Source organism: Phocaeicola sp. RTP21198st1_B8_RTP21198_201120 (genome assembly GCF_040929485.1).
GTDB classification, from domain to species: Bacteria; Bacteroidota; Bacteroidia; order Bacteroidales; family Bacteroidaceae; genus Phocaeicola; species Phocaeicola dorei.
In genome coordinates this window covers 1-526 of record NZ_JBCOCI010000299.1, presented here as the reverse complement: position 1 = coordinate 526, position 526 = coordinate 1, and the positions used below count along the sequence as shown (strand labels likewise).

Sequence of the window (526 nt, the reverse complement as noted above, 5' to 3'; positions counted from 1 at the left end):
GGTCTTCGGCTGGGTTATTTGATTGCACCTAAATCTTGTATGCGTTCTTTGCAGAAGTTGCAGCAAAATCTATTTATTTGTGCGTCCAGCGTTGCCCAACAGGCTGGGATTGCTGCATTGCGGCAGGCTGATTCGGATGTGGAACGGATGAAACAGATTTATGATGAGCGTCGCCGGTACATGATTACTCGTCTTCGGGAAATGGGGTTTGAGATTAAAGTAGAACCTCAAGGAGCATTTTACATTTTTGCCAACGCACGCAAATTTACTACCGACTCTTATCGCTTTGCATTCGATGTACTCGAACATGCGCATGTCGGCATTACTCCCGGGGTGGACTTTGGTACGGGAGGTGAAGGATATGTACGCTTCTCCTATGCAAACTCATTGGAGAATATCAAAGAAGGACTGGACCGTATCAATCGCTACCTTTCTCGTCCCGACTTCTGATTAGCTCGGTGGCTGCTTCGTATTCTTCCTCTGTCACGAGGACGGATACGGAAGGAGCGATATAGGGTGCTAATGT

Annotated in this window: 1 protein-coding gene and 1 pseudogene; one reads left to right on the top strand and one right to left on the bottom strand. The window is 47.3% G+C overall.

What is annotated here, in order from left to right:
* A partial coding sequence (locus AB5935_RS25630; protein WP_368327830.1) for an aminotransferase class I/II-fold pyridoxal phosphate-dependent enzyme occupies window positions 1–450 on the top strand: 450 nt, incomplete at its 5' end.
* Here the strand turns inward: AB5935_RS25630 and AB5935_RS25625 are convergent.
* Window positions 419–526 (bottom strand): annotated as a pseudogene (locus AB5935_RS25625) (DUF2007 domain-containing protein); the annotation flags it as partial. The gene AB5935_RS25630 and the pseudogene AB5935_RS25625 overlap by 32 nt on opposite strands.